The 18,693-nt window shown below is 40.1% G+C and carries 15 protein-coding genes; 6 read left to right on the forward strand and 9 right to left on the reverse strand.

What is annotated here, in order from left to right; all coding sequences use genetic code 11:
- Positions 1–55: 55 nt before the first annotated feature.
- The 3 genes from QJ048_RS14275 to QJ048_RS14285 form a co-directional block, all read right to left on the reverse strand.
- On the reverse strand, positions 56–2,272 hold the full coding sequence (locus QJ048_RS14275) for a DUF6055 domain-containing protein (RefSeq protein ID WP_282335053.1): 2,217 nt from the start codon (positions 2,270–2,272) through the stop codon (positions 56–58).
- A gap of 36 nt (positions 2,273–2,308) precedes the next feature.
- Positions 2,309–3,145, reverse strand: coding sequence for a hypothetical protein (locus QJ048_RS14280; RefSeq protein WP_282335054.1), 837 nt, complete (start codon positions 3,143–3,145; stop codon positions 2,309–2,311).
- A 97-nt stretch (positions 3,146–3,242) separates the two neighbouring features.
- Positions 3,243–3,779: an RNA polymerase sigma factor gene (locus QJ048_RS14285; protein ID WP_282335055.1), complete on the reverse strand. Its 537-nt coding sequence runs from the start codon at positions 3,777–3,779 to the stop codon at positions 3,243–3,245.
- Positions 3,780–4,113: 334 nt separating this feature from the next.
- On the opposite strand from QJ048_RS14285, the gene QJ048_RS14290 reads away from it, so the two are divergent.
- Positions 4,114–4,917, forward strand: coding sequence for a hypothetical protein (locus QJ048_RS14290; RefSeq protein ID WP_282335056.1), 804 nt, complete (start codon positions 4,114–4,116; stop codon positions 4,915–4,917).
- A gap of 63 nt (positions 4,918–4,980) precedes the next feature.
- Here the strand turns inward: QJ048_RS14290 and QJ048_RS14295 are convergent, their stop codons facing one another.
- From QJ048_RS14295 to QJ048_RS14315, 5 genes are all read right to left on the reverse strand, one after another.
- Complete coding sequence (locus QJ048_RS14295) at positions 4,981–6,093, reverse strand: four-carbon acid sugar kinase family protein (protein WP_282335057.1); 1,113 nt, start codon at positions 6,091–6,093, stop codon at positions 4,981–4,983.
- 269 nt (positions 6,094–6,362) lie between these two features.
- Positions 6,363–7,415: a 4-hydroxythreonine-4-phosphate dehydrogenase PdxA gene (gene pdxA / locus QJ048_RS14300; protein ID WP_282335058.1), complete on the reverse strand. Its 1,053-nt coding sequence runs from the start codon at positions 7,413–7,415 to the stop codon at positions 6,363–6,365.
- 154 nt (positions 7,416–7,569) lie between these two features.
- The gene (locus QJ048_RS14305) at positions 7,570–8,715 is read right to left on the reverse strand and encodes an iron-containing alcohol dehydrogenase (protein WP_282335059.1); all 1,146 of its coding nucleotides are present in this window, start codon (positions 8,713–8,715) and stop codon (positions 7,570–7,572) included.
- Entirely contained in the window at positions 8,703–10,280 is a 1,578-nt protein-coding gene (locus QJ048_RS14310; protein WP_282335060.1) for a sodium:solute symporter family protein, read from the reverse strand. Before QJ048_RS14310 ends, QJ048_RS14305 begins: the two co-directional genes overlap by 13 nt.
- Positions 10,281–10,329: 49 nt before the next feature.
- A complete protein-coding gene (locus tag QJ048_RS14315) occupies positions 10,330–11,259 on the reverse strand; it encodes a dihydrodipicolinate synthase family protein (RefSeq protein WP_282335061.1) in 930 nt (309 codons plus the stop codon).
- Between the two features lie 377 nt (positions 11,260–11,636).
- Here QJ048_RS14315 and QJ048_RS14320 point away from each other — a divergent pair, with 377 nt between their 5' ends.
- Complete coding sequence (locus QJ048_RS14320; RefSeq protein ID WP_282335062.1) at positions 11,637–12,473, forward strand: methyltransferase domain-containing protein; 837 nt, start codon at positions 11,637–11,639, stop codon at positions 12,471–12,473.
- 370 nt (positions 12,474–12,843) lie between these two features.
- On the opposite strand, the gene QJ048_RS14325 is transcribed toward QJ048_RS14320, so the two are convergent.
- Positions 12,844–13,845, reverse strand: a complete 1,002-nt coding sequence (locus QJ048_RS14325; protein WP_282335063.1) for a helix-turn-helix domain-containing protein — start codon at positions 13,843–13,845, stop codon at positions 12,844–12,846.
- A gap of 347 nt (positions 13,846–14,192) precedes the next feature.
- Between QJ048_RS14325 and QJ048_RS14330 the strand changes: the two genes are divergently transcribed.
- From QJ048_RS14330 to QJ048_RS14345, 4 genes are all read left to right on the forward strand, one after another.
- Entirely contained in the window at positions 14,193–15,458 is a 1,266-nt protein-coding gene (locus QJ048_RS14330; RefSeq protein ID WP_282335064.1) for a TolB family protein, read from the forward strand.
- Positions 15,459–15,744: 286 nt separating this feature from the next.
- Positions 15,745–16,689, forward strand: coding sequence for a T9SS type A sorting domain-containing protein (locus QJ048_RS14335; RefSeq protein WP_282335065.1), 945 nt, complete (start codon positions 15,745–15,747; stop codon positions 16,687–16,689).
- A gap of 241 nt (positions 16,690–16,930) precedes the next feature.
- A complete protein-coding gene (locus QJ048_RS14340; protein ID WP_282335066.1) occupies positions 16,931–17,503 on the forward strand; it encodes a dihydrofolate reductase family protein in 573 nt (190 codons plus the stop codon).
- Positions 17,504–17,704: 201 nt separating this feature from the next.
- Positions 17,705–18,646, forward strand: a complete 942-nt coding sequence (locus tag QJ048_RS14345) for a GGDEF domain-containing protein (RefSeq protein ID WP_282335067.1) — start codon at positions 17,705–17,707, stop codon at positions 18,644–18,646.
- Positions 18,647–18,693: the final 47 nt, after the last annotated feature.

Below are 18,693 nucleotides of genomic sequence, written 5' to 3' on the forward strand. Positions count from 1 at the left end.
GTTTGAACGAATAGAGGGCCTTTTTTTTTACCGGGCCTTTATTTTCTCAAGAGTTTTAGATTTTGGGGGAGGTGTTCACAAATTTTGCTTTCCACGGATACTGTTCATCATTTGCGAGATTATTATCCCACGCGTGATGAAAATGTTGCGTGGGTGCTCCTGTTACAACCAGGTATATTCTGCTGGTATTCGCAGGAACGGTAAATGACGCCGTGCCCGAATTGCCGTTGTTCATAGCACCGTATACAACACTTCCCGTGCTTGTAACAGCCGCCAGTCCCCAGCGCCAACCCGCATATTGATCGTAAGTTGTGTTATACAAACTGTTGCCTTTAACTCCTTCAAACGACACCTGTACAACAGTGCCCGCCGCAGGAACCGTTAATTGCAAAGCATCGAACCCATAGTTTTGAACGCACCTCGAAGTGTCGATGATGTAATAACCGTCCCCCATTGCATTCACTTTCACATTCTGTGTATAAGACGCCGATGTTGACAACACGTAATTGGTATAGTAAGATTTATGAAGAAAATCCCAGCTCAGCGTTCTTCTTGCGTAGTCATACATTTCATCGTTAAATTGTGACTGTGTAATATTAGTAATGCGCTGATATGCTTCTACTGCATCTTCTCCTGTAATTGCCTGTTGCCAAAGCTTTCCGGCGAAGTCGATACCATGCAGCAAATGCCAGTACTGCAGATGATAAAAGTTGCTGTACCTGTTATCCTCGTGCAATAAATTCAAATGCGTTTTTGGAAGAAAGGAAGGTATGTAACTAAAGTATGCAGTTGGATAAAGCAGTGTGGCCTGGTATTGCGCAGTTTGCTCCCATATTTGCCCGATATAATTTTGACTGCCGGTAAAAGCATAATATCCATCGCAACTGTTCAGGTATTGAAAAGTATGCCCGATCTCATGTGCCAATGTCGCGTTATCATTGGCAGCACTGTAGTTGATCCAGATGGCTCCTGTCTGGCTATCGTAACCGGAGCCGGTTGCCAGCCAATCGGCTTGCTCGTACAACATTATTATTGTTCTGTATTGATCAGCTTTTGTTTGCCCCGCCTTCACAAAATGCATGGTGTCGTAGTAGTAAGCATAGTAATGCTCAATATTACTCAGCATCGCTTTGATGTCAACTTTTTTTGTTGCGGAAACAGAAGGGTCGCTACCAAATCCTTTTTCCCAAAACACAACAGCATTGTCTGACCAATCCATCCTGTCGTATGACCATTGACTATTGTTGTCATTAAAATTGTTTGACTTCAATTGATTCGCCATGTATATGGCTTTGCCGCCCGGCCACCATAAAACCTTTTGCGCAGGATTATTATTTAGCTTGATTACTACATCATAAATCCCTTCGCCGGTTACATTCAATGTAGCATCAAAATTGATGGCTGTTTTGTTGAGCAGCGACGCTGCCTTTATGGTACCCTTCAGTACGCTGTCTTGTTCCAGCACCGGAAATCTGTTGATAGGAGAACTAAGGATAATGGCGTCAGACGACTTAACAGCAGTAACCCATGGATTGATAGAGGTTAAAGAAAAATTGCTGATCCAATCGATATTATCTGGAATGCTTATTCCTTTATCTCTGTTATCGGTGATCTTTAATCTGAGATATGTTTTTGAAGCCTTATAATTTGGAATAGTAGCAGCTGCATCATTCAGGTAAGAACCGCTAAGTTTTGTAACATTAACACTTGCCTGAACAGTATTTGCTTCAGTACTATATTTCCAGTTTGCTTTCACCGGGGCGAAAACATTTTCTGTCAATTCAATGCTGGCAATATTTGAAAGTGTGTATGTTTTATCATTCACCTTCGCTTGCACCAAAATGTAATAAGTACCAGAAGCAATATTTTGTGTGGTTGCACCTTCTATGGTAATCACACCTGTTGCTGGATCAATGCTTACTCCACTCTTTTCTGTTTGCGTGTATTTGGCAACAACAGCTGCTTCGGTGAGGTCAGTATTTTTATTTACAGGCTGGCTCCAGGTGCCTATGGAATATTTATCTAAAAAAGCGGAAACGGTTTTACCGGATGTATTTCTTACATCCAAAACACTGAACTGAACATTTGCGGGAAAATTATGTACAATTGCTGCGCTGGCGAATTTTGCACCTTTGGCAACTTTAAAAACATTACTTGCATAAGAAGCTGTAAAGGTAGTCTCCTCTCCGGATGCGGATTCCTTACTACCCTTGCTGCAAGACAATAGAATGACCAGCACGGTATACAATACCGTTAATGACAATATTCTCATAAGCAGAAAATTCCTTAAAGCGAGTTGGAAAGTTGGTTAATTAAAACAGATCTTGACTGTTTTCTTGTCTGTGATAGTATATGAAAACAACATTTGCTTTGACATATCGTCAATTAAATCCGGAAAGCTCACCTGTTGAAAATGTGCAGTATACATTTTCCCTGCAACATCCGGCTTGCCGGTTTCGCAAAGCTCAAGAACGATACCATATTTAGTCTGTAAAATTGCAGCGATCTCGTTGAATGAAGCATTATTAATACTCACTCTGAGTGCCATCTGATTTAAGACTTTCAGCTGTTCAGATGAATCCAGTTTATTCAATGCCACTTCATTAATCATCACCTTGCCCATTGGAGTCATCTTAACACTTTTCGGTTTCGGTTCCCGGGATACAGTATCAGCAGTCACTACAGAGTCCTTTACCAAAGCGGGCTCTGACAATGCTTTCTTATCATGTTGTTTAGTTTTAGATTGATGTACATTAATTTTTTGTGGATAAGCGTGCAACGTATTAGAAACTACATGCTCATCAATGGGTTCCTGTTTCACAATGGTTTTGGCAATTGCCGGATTATTTTTTTGCGGCTCCGTTTTCTCCGATATAAAATAATAAGAACCCGCAATTATAAAACCCAACACAGCCGCTGCCGCAAGTCGTGGCAAATAACGACGTACAATTCCTTTCCTTACTTCTTTCGGCGCTGTTACTGTCGGAATTGACGACTGCTCGTCAAGATGCTCTTGCCAGTAAGACTCTAAAAAACGCTCAAACGCTTGCTGGTTTTGAGGTTCCATGAGCCATTCTTCTACTATGGCCGCTTCTCTTTCAGAACAGGTTCTTTCGAAATAATTTTTTAAAAGTTCGTTTGTCACTTTGCTTAAGACTTGTGAATCAAAAATCTAAATACTATACAATCTAAAACGTAAACGCACCTAATCGTTTTCAATTTTTTTTCGAATTATTTCATTTTCATGAAAAACCCATCTTTTTCAGAATCTCCTTTATCTGTTTGTTGGACTGGTTAATGTGGTTCTCGACGGTGCTTTTGCTGATATTGAGGGTTTCAGCAATTTCCTGGTTGCTATATCCTTCTATGCGGGACATTGTGAAAACTTCTCTTCTTTTATCTGACAATTGCTGGAGAATTTGTTGAAGGACCTGGTTAATCTCGTTGGTCTTTGTTTCATCATCGGCAATCTCCCGGCGGGCCACAGACGCCTCATACTTCCGCGAGACTATTTGTTTTTTGACTTCGTTGTAAATTGTATTCTTTGCAATGGTAATAAGATAGGCTTGAAGGGATAACTCTTCGTTTACTGCTTCCCGCTTCTCCCAAAGCTTAATGAAAGTTTGTTGGATGACATCTTTAATGTTTTCATGTGCGATATTCAATTTCACCAAAAAAGAATAAAGTACCTCACTATATGCATTATATAATGCAACAAACGACTTTTCGTCTCCTTGTTTTAATTGAATAATAAGTTCCCTTTCGTTATTTAAACGCATAATCAAGCCTTAACAGTTAGTCAGAGGGTTACAAATTACAAAAAAAAATTAAAAAAATCAGTCTACCAAATTAATAGACTTCTAGTTAAAAAAATAAAATCCTGATCTTCAAATTAATATCATCACAACTACTGGTTTCCGTGAGACACACAAATAACTCCTAAATCGGGCAATCCCAAACATTTTCATTGAATAACTATCAAAGACTACTCACAAAGGTTCAAATGCTCACCCAATATGGATTTTTATAGGCGAAAACATATTACATATACAACTAATGCAAATTCCACAGCATCTTATGCAACCACTGTTTCATTGAAATTAAATCAAGATCATGAAGCCTATTCTCTCAAAAAAATCGAGGTCGTTTTTTGCAGCAGTTGCAATAACCACTGTCTTTAGCATAGTTTTCACAGCAGGATTATTTTGTCTGTTCTTTGATAAAAAACTAAATGAGTTTTTTATTTATTTAGATGAGCATATAAAAGCCATTTCGATCCTGGTTAAGATAATTGTTTTCGTTTCCGCAATAATATGGCTTGTGACTCCAATTATTATAGCTTGTTTGATCTACACGTTTACAAAAGATCATTACGATAGCAGGAAGACATCAATAATTGATCGCATTAAATCTACAATGCGAAAGTCAAAATGGATTTCTCCGCAGATTGAAACTTTGGGTTTTAACTCAAATTTTGACGACAATGATTTTGATAATTTTGCGCAAAGCGAACTTAAAAAACTACAGTGTGATTTAACTACAAGACGGGATGAATATCTTTCTATCTACAAGGGTGGCCCGCTATTTCTCAGTGAGGCAAGGGAGCGATTCAAAAATAAAATGTCAGGTCTGTTAGACTATCAAGATGAAGTAATTCTATCAATGCATATTGAGCTGCATTCACAAATAAAAACCCGCATTAGATATTATAAGAAACAGATGAAAAATGCAGAGCAAACCGACGTGTCTTCTCTTCATCTTTTAAGTGACTATTCGAATCAAATGGATGACTTCTATTCAGAAATATATTCAAATCTTGAAAAAGAACTCGCTGATCTAAATATCCAATTGCAAGAACTATCAGATGATCATCTCGATAAATTACAAAATCTTTCAACGAAGTTTTCCAGCTATTGATGCCATAACCGGAAAATGACCTGGACATTGTCATCAAGATGGCTTCCGCAAAAAAGAACGCTATTACAAAATGATCTCCGGCCATAAATAACTCCCCGGCTTAATTGTAAGAAAAAGTTGTTTTTTACTTTCCACTTGCATTCTTACAACACCGCGTGCATATTCACCAACCGGCGTAAATGAGGAATAACCCAAAGCATTAAGTATTGACCAGGCGGTTGCTCCTCCTTCTATATAAAGTTCATCCACAGGAGTCCGGGAAAGAATACGACCGGCAGCCGCAGCATACAACCGCTCTATTTGTTTGGCATAAAGACTTTGTATTTTATCTCTTTTACTGGTGATGATAGCAGGGCCTTCCTTCTGAATAGTTTCCGCTATTTTGTCTGCCCATTTTTCGATTTCAATATCAGGAGGATAATGCTCCACCCATTGTACAGGCAGTTCAAATACAGCAAAATATTTTCGTGCTTTCTCTACGAATTGAATGCTGTTTTCATGTGTGCTTCCCGCTATCATCAGTGTGTGTTTCGCTTTCATAAAGCCTGTAGACATTGATGTTATACACTTGTGAAACTGAGGATAATTGATTTCCAAAATTGCTTCAAAAAATACTGAACTGCCAATAGGAAGTGTGGATTCGTTCAGTTGTGCTGCATAGATTGCATAATCTTCTGTTCGGGTAATATCCGGAGTGAGGAAATAATCGGCATCTTTCTGAGTTAGATGCAGTATTTCATTTACAGAAGATGAACGTGCAGGAAAATCGGGATCACTAGCAAATGAAGTTTCATTCAAAGCCACTCCATTAATATAATAATGTCCGTTTTTTATCACCCGTCCTGTGTCTGGATTTGCAGACAGAACAAAAGTTTTTTCTTTTGGAATAAATTGCAGCAATGTTTTTGTTTCCGGGATCACAAAACCTCTTAAAGCCGAATCGATCTTCTTAAATACGTCGACAATATTTTTTCTCTGTAAAAATTTACCGATCCTGCTTATTTCGTCAACCGCCTTGTCTTCGGGTAAAGAGCGGGTATTTGTTGCTATAATCCATACCATCGTATCCGGCACTTCTTTTGCCTCAAAATCAAAAGTAACCGACACTCCGTGAGACAAACAAATGCCTGCTATTTCTGCAGCACCGGTTATATCATCTGCAATAACTGTGAGCATGGGAGGAATTAGGAATTAGACGTTTTGAAATTAGGAATTCAATGTCATTTAGTTAAGCAAGTTTTCAATTGCTTGGTTGCTATGTCCAGAAAACAAAGACTGCTTGTCATCCCGACGAAGGAGGGATCTGCGTCGCTAGTGTCAGGCCCAGATCCCTCGTTCCTCGGGATGACAAGCGATATGCTTTTGTTTTTTTCAAACACCTTAACTAAACGATATTGAATTAGGAATTAGAAGTTTGAAACTGGAAAACAGAAATTAGCTTTCTTCTAATTCCTAACTCCTGCTTCCTGATTTCTTTTCTTATTCTGCGCCATTTTAACAGCGTAAGATATTGCTATTGTCATAGCATCTTCGCTGGCGATGCCTTTGCCTGCAATTTCAAAAGCAGTACCATGATCGACAGAGGTACGAATAATCGGCAGGCCCAAAGTAACATTAACACCTTTTACGCTGTCCATATTTTGCGTTTCATTGTTCCATTTGAAACCAACCAGTTTAAACGGAATATGTCCCTGATCGTGATACATTGCTACGCAGCCATCATATTTTCCCTGGATAGCTTTTGCAAATAGTGTATCGGGAGGTAAAGGCCCCTCTACATTGTAACCTTCTGCCTGTGCTTGCTTTACTGCAGGTAAAATTTGTTTTTCATCTTCATCGCCAAACAGCCCGCCATCACCTGCGTGAGGATTTAAACCGGCCACGCCAATTTTAGGATTATTTATTCCGAATTGCAAACAGGCATCATGCAATAATCTGATTACATCCAGCACACGTTCCGTTGTAATTAAATCAACAGCTTGTCGTAAAGACACATGCGTAGTCGCGTGAATAACCCGTAACGCTTCATCAGCAAGCAACATGGCAAATTTCTTCGTCTTCGTAAAATGACCATAAATTTCTGTGTGCCCTGCAAAATGGTGTCCTGCAAGATTTACAGATTCTTTATTGATAGGCGCAGTAACCGTTGCGTCAATTTCTTTGGCGAGCGCCAGTTCTATTACTTTGTGTACGGACTCAAATGCTGCATTTCCTGCCATCGCTGAAACTTTTCCATATTCCAGTTGTGCCATATCTACATTCTTCAAATCAAACACATCTATTGTACCATGTTCAAAACGTGCATCTTTAACTTGTTCTACAGGCCGGATCCTGAGATTGCTTTTACAAACTTTCAGGGCCGCCTTCATTACTCTTGCATCTGCAAAAACCAATGGATTGCATATGTCATACACACTGGCATTGGTTAAAGACTTTACAATGATCTCAGGGCCAATTCCAGCCGGATCACCCATTGTTATTCCTATTATTGGTTTCATATCGCTTTTATTTTTTTCACGCGGCGAACGCTACGAAGCAGCGACGCAGCGAGACAAATCTATTTCACGCAAAGACGCAAAGATACAAAGGCACTAAGGCTTGTATTGTATCAGCGTAAATCAATCTAATCTGCATCATCTGCGTGCTATTTTTTTAAAACAAATTGTTGTACATCTTAATTGCATCCTCGCGTTTTACTTCGCGGGGATTATTGACCAAAAGACGTTGCACTTTCATTGCAAGATCTGCAAGTTCTTCAACATCTTCTTTGCGAATATTTATTTCAGAAAGCTTCTGCGGTATTCCGCATCCAACAGATATTTCCTGGATTCTGTCAATTCCCTTCATCGCCGTTTCCTTAGCATTAGCATGATCGGGAACTCCAACTGCTAAAGCAATCTGTCTGTGTTTTTCAATATTAGCGTCTACATTAAATTTCATAACCTCCGGTAAAAGAATCGCGTTCGCCAATCCGTGAGACACATGGTATTTTCCTCCCAAACCGTATGACAAAGCATGTACTGCGGCTGTATTCACAGGGCCCAAACACAAGCCTCCGTACATACTGCCCAACGCCAGTGCTCCTCTCGCTTCAATATTATTTCCATCCTTACATGCAGCTTCCAGATTAGCGGCGATGAGCCTGATACCTTCTAATGCGTAGTTGTCTACAATGGGATGGCTATTTTTATTGGTGAATGCTTCTATGCAATGAGAAAGAGCATCCATCGCAGTTTCAGCCGTTATTTTCGCAGGCAGCGCTGCAGTTAATGCAGGATCGATATAACAAATATCGGGCACGAGGTATGGACTAATCACTCCTTTCTTCTCCATAGTGGTTTCGTCGAGCAAAATCGCATTCGGAGACACTTCACTTCCTGTTCCTGCTGTAGTTGGTACACAAATCAGTCCTGTATTTCTGCCGGACAATATCCTGTTGCCAAACACCTCGTTAAGTTGCTGCTCGCTATTATGTAATGCTGCGTACAATTTAGCTGTATCCAACACACTTCCACCTCCTACTCCCACCACACAATCCGGAGAAAAGTTTGTTACAACTTTCAATTGATCGTAAACATATTCTACAGTGGGTTCTCCAATAGTGTATTCCATCAAATTCGTCTGCACACCAGATTCGTTCAATGCTTCAATAACCGGCGCCGTAGCTTTCAACAATGGCGTGGCAACTATAAATGCTATTCGTTTATATCCTTTTAATTGACAATAATCCGGCAGCCGCTGAAACACGTTTTCACCAAATACAATCTCCGCAGGTTGCAATAAATTTATACTTCGCATAATGCTTCTGTTTTCTTTTTCAACTTATTAAAAGATCCGTAGATAGTCAGATGTTCATCTAACGGCACATTGTTTTTAAAGAAGAAGCTGGCAAAATAGCCCACCACAAATACGATAATGTGGCTGTACACTCCCAGCATATATTTGTGATGAGGGAAATTATATTTACCCCAATCCATTATCAGGTGCTTATTATCTCCGGTGCCGATTTTTGTTGTGGTAAGCACTGCGTATGCTGTGAACAAAATACAGACAACCAGGCCCACATTAAGCCCCTGCCTGTTTGCCCTTGTGCTAAACAAACCAAGCAAAAATACGCCCACAATACCGGCTGAAAAGATTGCATACAATTCAAAAACAACACCTAATACACCCTGGCCTTCCCACGCTGCATACAAAGATGCAATACCGATACAACCTAAGCCGGCGATAACAACGATAATGCGGCCCATGCGAAGTTTTTGCTTATCTGTACAAGAAGGATTTAAGCGTTTATAATAATCCTGTACTGCAACCGCAGAAAGACTATTCATGTCAGCACTCAAACTCGCAGTTGCCGCAGAAAGAAGGGCAGCAAGCACCAATCCCACCACACCCACCGGCAATTGATTTTTTATGAAATAAGGGAATACGCTATCAGCTTTAATGCCTGCAGGAAGCGTAGCGGTTGTATGGTAAAAAACATATAAAGCGGTGCCGATACACATAAACATTGCCCACACAGGAACACTCATCGCAACACCAATGTACGCTGCTTTTTTAGCGCCTTTGTCATTCTTCGCGGTCAGATAGCGCTGCACAATAGTTTGATCCGTCGCATATTTTTGAATGGCATAAAACATACCATTGCAAACCATTACAACAAATGTCAATTTGGTAAAGTCCATATCGTAAGGACCAAAACCTATTTTGTTCCATTCTATTGCTTTGGTGAACACAAACTGGGGTCCGCCGTGAGGCGAGAAAATAAGAATACCGAGGCACAAAAGACCGCCTCCTATCAGCAAAAAACCTTGGACAACATCCATCCAGATAACGGCATCTATTCCCCCTATTAAAGTGAGTGTAACGATGATGCAGCCAAACACGATAATGGTTACATAAATATCAATGCCGGCAACGGCATTCATAGCCAAAGCCAGCAAGTATAGCACCGTTCCCATTTTGGTGAAATGCGTAAACGTAAAAGCAATAGAACTGTACATGCGTGCAAATACGCCAAACCTTGCTTCAAAATATTCGTAAGTGCTCAGGCGTATTACCTTTCTGAACAATGGTACAATAACCCAAATCATCCCAATCAATACGACAGGCACCATTAGCCCTTGTACCAACAATATCCAGTTTGAAGTGTAAGACGCACTTGGATAAGCAAGAAAAGTAACGCTGCTAATTAGCGTGGCAAAAATAGAAATGCCGATAACCCATGCTGGAAAGTTTTTTGATCCGGCAAAATAGTTCTCTGAATTTTTATGTTTTCTTGCAAAGAAGGCGCCAATACTTACATATGATAACACGGTAATAAATATGATGGTATAATCAATCCAGTGCAAAGCATTTCCCATGGCGAAAAATTAAATCGTTTTTCTTAAATGAGTTTACTCATACATCCACTTATACAACAGATAGTTTTAAATCGTCCATCTTCAATTCAAAGTCGTTTTTTTCCTCAGCTGACAATTCTGTTAGCGGCGGCATCATATAGGGCTGACACATATTCCGTGCATGCATCATCAATTTCAACGCGGCCAATGACTGCCCCAATGTTCTGTCTTTCTGATACAACACAGCTATGTCATCCGTTTCCTGTTGATATTTTTTTGCAGCATCAAAATTCTGCGATACAAATGCGTCATACATTTTCTTATACAATTCGGGAACGATATTGCCCGTGCTTGGAACAATACCATCTGCACCCATTGCAAGACTGCTAAACCCTTGTGCACCCCAGCCGCAAAAGAAAGAGAAGTCCTTATTGTTTTTATACGTATCGATACATTCTTTCAACCGCTCCGGATCACGCTCAGAGTCTTTTAGCCCTTTAATATTCGGGTGTTTGCTAAGACGCGCTACCACATCCAACGGGATAGTCATTTGCGTAGTGGCTTTGATATTATACATCATAACCGGACAAGGGCTTTGCTCTGCCAATTGCAAATAGAAATTTTCCATTTGAGCCGGCGTAAGCGTATAATAAGAAGGAAGTGTGGCTACTACAACATCGGCACCCAGCCCGGCATAGCATTTCGCACTTTCAATTACCTCCGCAAAATTATTGCCTACCAACCCTGCATAGATTATTTGATTACCTTGTTTGCACTGAACAGCTGTTGCCACAAACATTTCGCTTTCTTTCTTTCCAATAGAGGGAGATTCACCTGTAGTTCCCAACACTAGCGGAGATATATTGTTTTGAGCAAATTGCAGCATTATTTTTTTTACTGCCTCTACATCTGGCTGTAGCTCTTTCGTTAGAGGAGTAATCATTGGAACAACAATACCTGCATATTTTTTACCCGCAGGATATTCATTTTTTTCATTCATATAGTCATCAATCAAATGCCCGAATCTAGTTTTTTACATTGTTTCGGGCATCCTGCACCGTCCTACAGGTGGCCCTGCTTTATGTAAATGAATAACCATTAACCAGCAATTAGTGTTTTTAGTATAAAACAGAAAAATACCGAACACAAAAATCTCGCGCAGTCTAAACGGGAGCAAGTCCATTATTGATGGTTAGCTATTGACAATACCATTGCCAAATTTTATATTTATGGAATGCCGACTTAATACAAATTGAACATCAGCATTATCAATTTTAATAACTACACTTTATTTCACATACAAGAATTGTAAACAATATCCTTGTATAAAGAAATCAGCTAAAATAATTCCAGGGCCCCTCCTAAATCGTCATGTCAATGGAAAAACAAAACATCACAACCGGCTTTCAACAGGTTGACAATTCCCAACATCAGTTTCTCGCAAAATTTCTGGAAGATGTAGCCGCACTTCCTGTGTTCGCGGAAGGCTTCGGGTTACAATTGACACTGCTTGATATAAGGCCCGGCGATAACGTGCTTGATGTGGGTTGTGGAATCGGCCTCCAGGCGTTGACTATGGCAAAGATGGCATCCCCTTCGGGAAAAGTTGTGGGCACAGATATCAGTACCATGATGATTGACATCGCCAGGAGCAGAACAGCAAATTCCGGGCTACCTCTTGAATTCCTTGTTGCTGACGCATGTTCCCAGCCCTTTCCCGATCAATCATTTGACTGCGTGCGAACTGAAAGAGTTTTGATGTATCTCCCCGATACGCAACAAGCTATTAAAGAGTTTAAAAGATTGCTTAAACCCGGAGGCAGACTGGTCATATTTGATTTTGACTGGGACGGCATTTTAATAGCGCACCGGGACAAAGCACTTACACGGCAAATCATTCGCTATGCGTCCGACAGTTTTCCAAATGGCCGGATTGGCGCGGATTTATATCTCCAACTGCGAAACGCCGGTTTCAAAAATGTAGAGGTTAGACCATCCAGCTATTATGGCAACAGCGAAATCCTGTTGAACATTATGAAAAGAGTGTATGAAGGAATCCTGCAAACAGGTGTTGCAAACAATGTATTTACACAGACTGCAATTGATAATTGGTGGCAGGGCCTGGATGAAGATGCAAAGTCAGATAATTTCTTCATGTCTTTCCAGGGATTTATTGGTTATGGGACGAATGAATATAAGGATCTTCTTCGTTGATGTACTTTACTCAATTCAATTATAAAAAAATTGCAATTATTGCAACTGCTCCCTGAATGTTTTGCAATTCCTGCTTCGAAATGAAAATTGTTATACAAGGTTCTTAATTTTTAATTCCTATTCTACTCAACCTTCAGGCATGTTGCAACACCTGCATTTTTCAAGAGATGCATGGCGGGAATCAATTAGAAAAAGCCTACTCTGAATATTATTTTTGAATTGCGCAAGGTTCAAAAACGTAGTGCGCCATCAGCCAATCAATTTATTAAACTTAAAAAAACGGGGGCTAAAGTGAGCAACACCAATCCAATCTTCATTTCCGTAAACGAACCTTATAAACAGATAAAAACGGCGGAAGGTAATCCAGCAGCTATTTCAAAGCATTTTTCCTGGCGTTGATCTTTTCCTTTATGATATTGAAGAACCGGCTCCGCTCTTTTTCACCTACCTCACTAATGAGCGTAGACTTCTTAATAATATTGTGAAAATGCTGCCATGTATACTCGCAAAAAGAAGCATCTCTTGTAAGCAAATAATTAAAAACGCTATGGTTCACATAGACAATTTTAGTATCGCCCAACACTGCCAGAATGGTGTTATCGCCAAGAATAAACTCATTCACATACATTTTGTATGGCACACTGAAATTCATTTGCTTGCCATCCGTACTGAACTTGCAGCCTGCTTCGGCCTGCCTTTGAATATAATCCATTGTTTTTTCGAGGCATTCATAGATCGTTATAATATCCTGACGCGATGCAAAAACCCGGGTATCTTTATAATATTCAATTTGCCTGATGGTGCTGTTAATGCTTTCAATGTTCCATATTTCCTGCGAAGGCAACATGCTGTAAGATTCGGCGAGCTTTTGCCCCGTTTGTCTTATTTCGTCAGTAATATGTTCAGCTATCTTAAATTGTTTATTGGCATATTCCGGGTAGTTCAAAATGCTGCGCATCCAGAAAAACGATTTGAACGCAGCCAGTTCGGGGTATATAAAATGATAGAATACAGGAATGTCTTTATTCAGGTATAACATTTCCTTTTTGTTGAAAGAATTCATGTACTGAACATTCTGCAATACACTATGCAGGTATTGCTCAAAATTAAAATCGGCAGCCGTAACTGTTTTACCATTAAAAATAACAGTGTCGTTTTGAATGTGTATTAACCGGTCAAGTGAGATTTTATAATGCGTACAGAGTCTCTTCAATTCTTCAAGCGAAATGGGTTTTTCGCCGCGAACTCTCCGGTAAACACTGTCGGTGCTAATTTGCAGCAAGTCGGCAATATCATCAACCATCGATATATGCACAGGCAACGATGATTTAAGATGCTGAAAAAACATCACCTGAACACTGGTTGATTCCATTCCCTGGTTAGTTTAGAGTTTTTAAGCAGGCACTGCAGTTTTGGTTGAAAATGCCATTGCATCTAAAAGTAACTCGTTTTTTGTTAAATGACAATAGCATTTAATTTTCGACAAGTAATTAATAACGGTAACAATTATGCACAATCACAGGCAGGGGAACGGGAAATGTCAATGTCAAGTTGTGATTTGGTTTATCTACTCCCTCGCTTCACGTAAATTCCTTTGCCCCCCTTTGCCTTTTTTTGTGCCAACTTCTGAAAACACGTACCATTTTTTTCCATAAAACGATTGCATCGTTTTATGGAAAACCGGCAAACAATTTCTGTTGCATCCATTAAAAATTTTTTATGAAAATTAAAGCCCCTCTTCCCTTAACGTTTAATAAAGCTGAAGAAGCACGCAGCAACAAGGTGTCTAAAAATTTAACCCCTAGTGGGCAATCGAAAAAAGCAATCCCGCTGGCTTTCATTTTTGCGACTTTGCTTTTTTCCATGCTAAGCTTTTCCTGCAAAAAAGAACTGTCATGTGCAAGCTGCCAGGCCATTAACAAACCGCCTGTTGCGATTGCCGGCTCCGACCAGGTTATTACTTTACCAACCGACAGTCTCATACTGGATGGTTCAGCATCTAATGATCCGGATGGAACAATAAGCAAATGGCTGTGGACAAAAATTTCCGGTCCTTCTGCTGGTATTGCTAATCCTGAGACTGCAAAAACAGCTGTAAAAAATGTCGTCGCAGGAGTTTATAAGTTTGAATTAAAAGTAACCGACGAACAAGGTTTATCAGCTACTGACACGATTACAGTTACAGTAGCATTGCCTGTTGATTCGAAACAACATACTCCATGTACAGATTGCAGGATTGCATTCGTCTCTGACCGCAGTGGCGACATGGAGATCTATTCCTGCAAGTCCGATGGATCCAACATTCAACGACTTACTAACAGTAGCGGAGACGATGACCAACCGGCGTGGTCGCCGGATGGAACACACATTGCTTTCGTCAGCGGCAGATCCGGCACCTATGAGATTTATACCATAAATGCAGACGGCTCAAATGTCGTTCGCAGGACCTTCACTGGAAACTTTTGCAATAGTCCAACATGGTCGCCCGATGGAACAAGGATAGCTTATTCCATGTCGACAAATGGCAGTTATAATACTAGCCTCTGGGTGGTGGAGGCAACGGGCGGATCGCCGTCATTGCTGTTCGACGGCAAGGGCATGAACCTAAACCCGGCATGGTCACCTGATGGAACAAAGATCACTTTTGCGAGAGACTCTACCGTGAGTGAGAACTATGATATCTATACGATCAGGCCTACCGGTACAGGACTCACCGACATCTCTCCTGTCATTAACCTCTTCGACAAGGAAGACTACATTATCCCGAGCTGGTCACCAAATGGATCAAAACTTGCAATGATAATTCGTCAGACTACAGGCCTTTATCAATATACAACACAGATTGGTGTTACAAATGCTGATGGCAGCGGAGTTAAAGCTTTTCCCACAGCACCAATGAAACTCGGGACAGCTATCTCCTGGTCCGCCGATGGCACGAAGATCGCGTACACATCAATGTCTGGATCCACAAAAAATATCTCATAGATTTCCGCTGATGGTTCTTCTTCCGGAGTGATTGTAACCAACGGCTGGAACGCTACCTGGCAACACTAGCATTGGCAGCGCCAAGTCTTGAATCTTTCTTGCTTCACCCAAGACAACTTGAATTAAAAATAATTCATCGTTTAGTTGTAACCGTGAAACTATTGTGTATTTTGCGCACCGAAAATTTTCCAATCTAACACCTACGTAAAGCCGCAAGCCGATAATCCTTTTACTTTTTTTGCGTTCGAAAAATACGAGCCCTTACGTAAACACCAAATTGACCTACATGAATAAGATTATCGGCATTGCCCTACTGCTGATCAGTACCTATGCAAAAGCGGCATCCTGCTCAGCCAGCAAAAACGGAAACTGGGAATCGGCTACCACATGGAGTTGCGGACACGTTCCCGGCGCGGGGGATAATGTAACCATTGGAACAGGAATTACAGTCACAGTAACTGGCAACAATACGGTTGAAATTGGCAATCTTGATATTTCCGGAACGCTTGATTTCACAAATGGTTCAAAAGTTAGTTTAGGGTCGGGCTCGGCTGTGAATATCTATTCAGGCGGCAGCATTACCGGTGGAAATCCCGGGGCCAAGCTTGTTTTCCCTTCCTTTACCATTAAAGGACCATTTTCGGTAGAAGGGCCTTCTTATATTAATAATAATGGACAAGGCTCCGGTGCTGCTCCATTGCCATTAAAACTCGTTTCTTTTGCAGCCAGCTTACAACAAAATCAGCAAGTCATACTGCGCTGGACAACAGCAAATGAAGAGAATATAAACTTCATTGAAATCGAGTCGAGCGATAACGGAAGCTCAGGCTGGCAGCTTGCAGGAACAACATCTCCAATGGTATCAGAAGGAGGAGGTTATTCTTACTCATTCAGCGATCGTAATAAATTGAACGGCGATCGTTATTATCGTTTGAAGATCGTTGATCGTGACGGAAAATATGTTTTCAGTAAAGTCGTAGTGGTTACTTCATCTCAAACAGAAAAATTTTCCATAACACCAACACTTGTCAACAATTCAATGACCGTCAGTTTGCCCGCATCTGGCCTAGGCCAGGTTTCGATTTTCAATGCTTTTGGCCAGCTGGCGAAAACAGTAACCTTCGACAATCAAACATTTACGATTGATGTTTCCATGTTAAGCCGGGGACTGTACTTCGTGAAACTTGCGGATGGAAGAAATTCATACACCACGAGATTTTTTAAGCAATAGATTTTACGGCAAACAGCTCACACGACGAGCATCAAATCGAATTCCATTGTGAATACAAGTTGACGCTTGTCGTGTGTTCAATTATATTCAAAACGAGAATTCGATTTTGAACGAACTTTTTATAAAAAATCATTGAACTTTTTAGCCAAATCCCAACTTCCCTTTTTCATTTAGTTTTTTTTCCACGAGGCTTGTCTTTCCCAAATAATAGTAGCACCTTGTCTTACTAAAACAGTGTGACATGAGGAAAATAATTTCATTTATGCACATATCGCTAGACGGTTTTGTAGCAGGGCCGAACGGGGAAATGAACTGGATTAAAGTTGATGAAGAAATCTTTGATCATGTGGGCAAACGGATAAGCGAGGGCGATACTGCATTATATGGACGGGTGACTTACCAGATGATGGAAAATTACTGGCCTACTGTCGGCGATAAGCCGAATGCAAGCAAGCATGATATAGAACACTCAAAATGGTACAACAACGTTCAAAAAATTGTTTTATCAAAAACAATGACTGAAGAAGATTTGCGTAACACAAAAATTATAAGCGACAACCTCCCAGAAAGGATAAATGATTTAAAACAACAGGCAGGCAACGAAATCTTGTTATTTGGCAGCCCTACTGCAACACATTCGCTTATTCAACTGAACTTAATTGACGGCTACTGGCTGTTTGTTAATCCCATTATTCTTGGTCGCGGCATTCCATTGTTTGAAAACATAAAAGACAAAATAAAGCTGACTCTATCGAATTCGCGACAGTTTACCTCTGGAGTAACAGAACTGAGTTACACCGTAAACAAGCAATAAAAACAAACCACTCAAAAGTGTTCGCAAATGCGGGTGGCACCCGGTCATTCAGCAGTAACTGCCCGGTAAATTTTAAAAAATCAAATTTTTTTTTTAAGTTCACTTACAACCATCGCGACTTTCTCTTGCAACTAAGATAACAAAGCATTACTTGAAATAATTGCAAAGCAAATTACATTCTGACTCCGAACTAATTAAATTATGGCAAACCCAAAACCAATAGGAATCGAATTAAAATTTGGACTTATAATCGGGTTGGTTATAATAGCAACCGCCGTTGTGGGAACATTTGCTAAATGGAAAGAATTTTACGACTTGTTTGTTCCAAATGGAACTCTTTTAAATTGGCGCTTTGTATTTCTCATCCTGTCAATCGCTGTTTTGGTTGTTTGGTTTGTTATGAATTATTTCTGGCAGCAAGAATATAACAGACATGAAATAACAAAAAAAGACAGGGACAATTTAAATGATGCACTGAAAATTTCCGAAAATGAACGTTTGACTGATGTGATTACCGGTATCCCCAACAGCAGAAGTCTTGAAAAAGACATAGACGAATTCTTCGCCAGGAACAGGCCCTCGAAAAAGATGCAATTCATTTTTATCGATTTAAAAAATTTTAGAAAGGTTAATAGCAAGTTCGGATTTAACAAGACAAATGATCTTCTAAGAGCAATTGCACAAACAATCTATAAACGCATGCGCCGGAATGAAGACATGTATAAATACTCAGTCAATGATAATCATGACAAAGAAAGTTTTTACAGAGTATACCCTGGTGGTGACGAATTTGCATTTATAATTGAAGGCGACCAGGCTGATGCAATTGGTTTTTCCAACAGGCTGATTGGGCAATTTCAGGAAATTTCAAAAAAGACCATCAATATCTTAGGTGAAAATATAAACCTGTCATTTCATTGTGCGGTTGTTGAAATAGACCCGCGGGATTCTTTTAACGACATATTCAGAAAGGCTGAAGACTGCTATAAAATTTCAAAGGAAGGTAAATCGGAGTTTACTATTTGCTGGCATCCAAATACACAGGAATTGATCTTATCAAAGGACCCGAAGAAAAAAGCAGATTACGAAAGAGCAAGAAGCTTATTTGAAGTAATGACAATAGTTGATAAAGATTATGAGTAAAGTACAAACGAAAAATTGTTGGCCTTCAACCATCGGCAATACCTAAA

This window comes from Pinibacter soli, assembly GCF_029961145.1.
Lineage (GTDB): Bacteria > Bacteroidota > Bacteroidia > Chitinophagales > Chitinophagaceae > Pinibacter > Pinibacter soli.

Excerpts from the sequence above, each read along its gene's own strand:
- QJ048_RS14275 (WP_282335053.1), bottom strand. The coding sequence starts at position 2,272 with ATGAGAATATTGTCATTAACGGTATTGTATACCGTGCTGGTCATTCTA.
- QJ048_RS14285 (WP_282335055.1), bottom strand. The coding sequence starts at position 3,779 with ATGCGTTTAAATAACGAAAGGGAACTTATTATTCAATTAAAACAAGGA.
- QJ048_RS14290 (WP_282335056.1), top strand. The coding sequence starts at position 4,114 with ATGAAGCCTATTCTCTCAAAAAAATCGAGGTCGTTTTTTGCAGCAGTT.
- QJ048_RS14295 (WP_282335057.1), bottom strand. The coding sequence starts at position 6,093 with ATGCTCACAGTTATTGCAGATGATATAACCGGTGCTGCAGAAATAGCA.
- pdxA (WP_282335058.1), bottom strand. The coding sequence starts at position 7,415 with ATGAAACCAATAATAGGAATAACAATGGGTGATCCGGCTGGAATTGGC.
- QJ048_RS14305 (WP_282335059.1), bottom strand. The coding sequence starts at position 8,715 with ATGCGAAGTATAAATTTATTGCAACCTGCGGAGATTGTATTTGGTGAA.
- QJ048_RS14310 (WP_282335060.1), bottom strand. The coding sequence starts at position 10,280 with ATGGGAAATGCTTTGCACTGGATTGATTATACCATCATATTTATTACC.
- QJ048_RS14315 (WP_282335061.1), bottom strand. The coding sequence starts at position 11,259 with ATGAATGAAAAAAATGAATATCCTGCGGGTAAAAAATATGCAGGTATT.
- QJ048_RS14320 (WP_282335062.1), top strand. The coding sequence starts at position 11,637 with ATGGAAAAACAAAACATCACAACCGGCTTTCAACAGGTTGACAATTCC.
- QJ048_RS14325 (WP_282335063.1), bottom strand. The coding sequence starts at position 13,845 with ATGGAATCAACCAGTGTTCAGGTGATGTTTTTTCAGCATCTTAAATCA.
- QJ048_RS14330 (WP_282335064.1), top strand. The coding sequence starts at position 14,193 with ATGAAAATTAAAGCCCCTCTTCCCTTAACGTTTAATAAAGCTGAAGAA.
- QJ048_RS14335 (WP_282335065.1), top strand. The coding sequence starts at position 15,745 with ATGAATAAGATTATCGGCATTGCCCTACTGCTGATCAGTACCTATGCA.
- QJ048_RS14340 (WP_282335066.1), top strand. The coding sequence starts at position 16,931 with ATGAGGAAAATAATTTCATTTATGCACATATCGCTAGACGGTTTTGTA.
- QJ048_RS14345 (WP_282335067.1), top strand. The coding sequence starts at position 17,705 with ATGGCAAACCCAAAACCAATAGGAATCGAATTAAAATTTGGACTTATA.